This window comes from Sphingomonas sp. TF3, from assembly GCF_003985085.1.
Taxonomy (GTDB): Bacteria; Pseudomonadota; Alphaproteobacteria; order Sphingomonadales; family Sphingomonadaceae; genus Sphingomonas.
In genome coordinates this window covers 1-3,396 of record NZ_RWKS01000063.1, presented here as the reverse complement: position 1 = coordinate 3,396, position 3,396 = coordinate 1, and the positions used below count along the sequence as shown (strand labels likewise).

Here is a 3,396-nt window from a genome sequence, read left to right as displayed (position 1 = left end):
CTTTGATCTTGGCCGCGGCCGTACTCGCTCTTGTTGTACCTGGTGCCGCGATGGCCCAATCTTACGGCGGCTATGGCGGCGGTCAGGTTTATGGTGATCAGTACCGCGGGAATGACGGGTATGGTCGCTCTTATGGCGATCGTGATCGTGATCGGGACTATCGCCAATCCTGGCGCAGCAACGGCGGTGGTTACTATCAGCGCGGCTACGGCTATAATGATCGCCACGACCGCGAGGAGCGCCGCGAGCGTCGGCATGAGCGTCGCGAGCGCTACCAGCGCTATGGCGGTTACGGCTACTAAGACGGGATCATCCGAACCCGGGCAGCGCGCCCGGGCTCGGTCGCCCATGACAAGAAGGAACGCATGATGACGGACACAGCAGCGACACCTTCCACCACGCGGGCGCAGGGGATGCTCTGCCCCGTGTGCCGCGTCGACCTCGTGCTTTCCGACAAGCAAGGTGTCGAGATCGACTATTGCCCGCAGTGCCGGGGTATCTGGCTGGATCGCGGCGAACTCGACAAGCTCATCGAGAAGAATGCGTCGTACGAAGCGACCGCAAGACCGGCGGCCGATTATCCCCCGCAAGCGCCTGCCCCAGGCTATGCGCAACCGGCCCCCTGGGGCGGATACAATGAGGGGCACCATGGCGAGGGGCGACATGGTGGTGGGCATGGCGGCGGCGGCCATGGCGGCTATCGGCCCGGCGGCTTCCTTGGCGGTCTGTTCCGGCACTGATCCGGTCGAGAGGGTGTTGCCTCGAAGGCCGATCAGGCGTCCAACGGGTTATGGAGGAGCCGGAGTGAGCAGGAAGTTCTGGCTGGCGCTCAGCGCGGCGACCGTCACCGGCCTGGTGACCTCGCCGGCGGGCGCGCAGCGCATGTCGCATGGTGCCGGTGTCAGTTGGAGCGGCACGCATGGCGGAGTCAGCTGGGACGGCGGCCATGCCTATGAGGGCGGAAGCTATGGCGGCTACCCCGCCGCTTCTCCGCCGCGTCCCGCTTACCAGATGCCGCAGCCCTCGCCTTACCTCCCTCAGGTGCCCGTCGCTCGGCATCCCGCCCAGCATCGGTTTGACGAGCGTTTGGCTCTCGATTCTCCCCGCAGGTAAACGGCTTCCCGGCACGAGCCGGGTCGATGGGCGTTGTTTGCCCGTGCCGGTCAGAGCGGCAAGCCCAATGAAATTATAGCAGTGATCGATGCCTCAGACACCAGGTCGATCGGATGACGCTGTTGGTGGTTCATCGAGCTTGCCACCTTCCTGATCGCGCACCGACTTCTTCAGCGGTCGAGAGGACCGCAAGGTCAAAAACGTAACAAGGCTGATGATGACGGCGATGTCATATAGCCCATATCCAACGGCACCGCCCATTGCGCCGGTTGCCCACAAGCTCGCCGCGGTAGCGGTTCCAGATGCCCGACTTCCCTGCTTCAGGATCGCCCCGCCGCCGATGAAGCCGACGCCGGTGATCAGACCCTCAAGGAGGCGAGCCTGGCCGGGCGACTCCCGACCGAGAACGGCAATCGCGATCAGTACGAAGGCGCAGCTGGCAATGGCGACGAGCGGAAAGGTGCGAACGCCCGCGCTGCGATCCTCTTTCTCCCGGTCCCAGCCGACCGGAAGAGCCAGGGCATAGGCGATCACGAGGCTGACCAAGTGCGACAATGTCTCCGAGAGGCTGCCTGTCACCAAGGTCAACAGTGTTCATCTCCGGAGCAGCCTTGGTGGGGATACTCGGGATCAGTGATGCCCGCCACCATGGCCACCGCCGTGTCCGCCGCCGTGCCCTCCACCGAAATGACCACCGCCATGGCCGCCGTCGAAATGATGTCCCTCGAAATGATGGCCACCGATCCCGATCCCGATCGATCCACGGAAGGGCGAGCCGTAATAGCCGGAGGGGCGTGAGTAGCCATAGGGGTAGCCGCCGCCATAGTAGCCGGCTCCACGCCAACTGGGGCCGCGGTCGGCGACCGCGACCAGGCACCCGCTCGCGCCTCCCTGCACCGCGCCACCGGGCGCATCGAAGCCAGGTGGCTGTGGCGGAAAGGCCGCTTGGGGCGCAGCGGCCGATGCCCCGGACGGGATGCCCGGCGGGGGGATCGGCACCGCCCGGATCGCGCCCGGCGTGTTGCAGGGTACGGCGAAGTAGGAGTAAGAGGATGGTCGCGGCGCATAGGTAGCGCAGCCGCTCAGCAAAGCCGCCCCGACCAGCGGAACGACCTGCATAGGCTTACGGATGTTTGCCATGATGAAACTGCTCCCGCTTCATCCCGTCCATCCGTTTGGCGGAGAGGTATAGGTTCGATCTAGAATGAATAGAGACCAAGTCAAAGTATTGATAAGGTGCGCCTACCTGCCCTGACCATAGGAGCCGTTATGAAGCACGGATCGACCCGCCTTGCCGCCGCCCTGTTGATAGCCGTTCCTGGCGTCGCATCGGCCGCATCCGACATCGCCATGCACCGCGACCCGGGTTGCGGCTGTTGCGAGAAATGGGCAGCCCAGGTCCGCCAGCAGTTCGGCCGCAAGGTACAGATCATCGACGACGCGAACCGGGTCGCCTTTCAACGTCGGGTTGGCGTGCCGGCGCGGGTCGCGTCCTGTCACACCGCCATCATCGACGGCATGGCGTTCGAGGGGCATGTGCCGATCGCGGATATGAAGCGAGTGCTCGCGCAGCATCCGAACGGGGTGCGCGGCTTGGCGGTCGCAGGAATGCCGATGGGCTCACCCGGCATGGAAGTGGCGGGAATGAAGTCACAGCCCTTCGACGTGATCGCGTTCGGCCCGGCCGGTCAGCGCGTTTTTGCGCATCACGGAGCCTAGGTGTAGGCGCTCGCAATGGACCGGCGGCCACGGCGGGGTCAGCTGGGATGGCGGGCACAGCTATGGCGGCGGTAGCTATGTCGGGTATCCCGCCAGCACTCCGCCCCCGGCCATACCACCCGCCGAATTTACAGCAGTACCTCGTCGATCTTCAGCAACGCGGCGCCCGTCATCGTCCGGACTACCGGGTCCAGGCTCGTAAAACACTTCATTCCGGAGATGTTGACGGGCACCAGAAGGCAACTCGTCGGGGACATTGATCCGGCAGGCTATCGGGTCCGCACCGGTCCTTCGATGACGCAGCGTACCCGATCACGTTGCTGAGCTTCTTTCCTGTCGCCATTAACCCGCTGATCGACCTTGGTGGCGGGGCCGGATTGCGTGCTCAGGTCGATCGGTCGCTCTTCTTTTGCCCCGGGCGTGCTGCATGGAACATGCGAGTAGACGGGCGGAACTTCGCGGGCTCCCCGACGCTGCGCTTCGGCTCCAGCAGGAAATAGTGCAAGCAGCGAGACTAAAACCGCGATTGTCTTTGTCATCCTGACCCCCTTTTTTGCTTCCTGC

At 64.4% G+C, this 3,396-nt stretch carries 6 protein-coding genes and 1 pseudogene; 4 read left to right on the top strand and 3 right to left on the bottom strand.

Going from position 1 to position 3,396, the window contains the following annotated elements; translation table 11 throughout:
• The 3 genes and pseudogenes from EJC47_RS20740 to EJC47_RS20730 all read left to right on the top strand — a co-directional run.
• Positions 1-302 (top strand): annotated as a pseudogene (locus EJC47_RS20740) (hypothetical protein); the annotation flags it as partial.
• Between the two features lie 111 nt (positions 303-413).
• A complete protein-coding gene (locus EJC47_RS20735; RefSeq protein WP_126849585.1) occupies positions 414-740 on the top strand; it encodes a zf-TFIIB domain-containing protein in 327 nt (108 codons plus the stop codon).
• A 64-nt stretch (positions 741-804) separates the two neighbouring features.
• Positions 805-1,113, top strand: a complete 309-nt coding sequence (locus tag EJC47_RS20730) for a hypothetical protein (RefSeq protein WP_126849583.1) — start codon at positions 805-807, stop codon at positions 1,111-1,113.
• Positions 1,114-1,206: 93 nt separating this feature from the next.
• Here EJC47_RS20730 and EJC47_RS20725 read toward each other — a convergent pair whose 3' ends face one another.
• Both EJC47_RS20725 and EJC47_RS20720 read right to left on the bottom strand, forming a co-directional pair.
• Positions 1,207-1,647: an MgtC/SapB family protein gene (locus tag EJC47_RS20725; protein WP_305143322.1), complete on the bottom strand. Its 441-nt coding sequence runs from the start codon at positions 1,645-1,647 to the stop codon at positions 1,207-1,209.
• A gap of 96 nt (positions 1,648-1,743) precedes the next feature.
• Positions 1,744-2,253 carry a hypothetical protein gene (locus EJC47_RS20720; protein WP_126849582.1) on the bottom strand — a complete coding sequence of 170 codons (510 nt, stop codon included), beginning with the start codon at positions 2,251-2,253 and terminating at the stop codon, positions 1,744-1,746.
• Positions 2,254-2,382: 129 nt separating this feature from the next.
• On the opposite strand from EJC47_RS20720, the gene EJC47_RS20715 reads away from it, so the two are divergent.
• Positions 2,383-2,832, top strand: coding sequence for a DUF411 domain-containing protein (locus tag EJC47_RS20715; RefSeq protein WP_043061511.1), 450 nt, complete (start codon positions 2,383-2,385; stop codon positions 2,830-2,832).
• A gap of 269 nt (positions 2,833-3,101) precedes the next feature.
• On the opposite strand, the gene EJC47_RS21140 is transcribed toward EJC47_RS20715, so the two are convergent.
• The coding region (locus EJC47_RS21140; protein ID WP_221885206.1) for a hypothetical protein at positions 3,102-3,396 on the bottom strand (295 nt) is incomplete at its 5' end.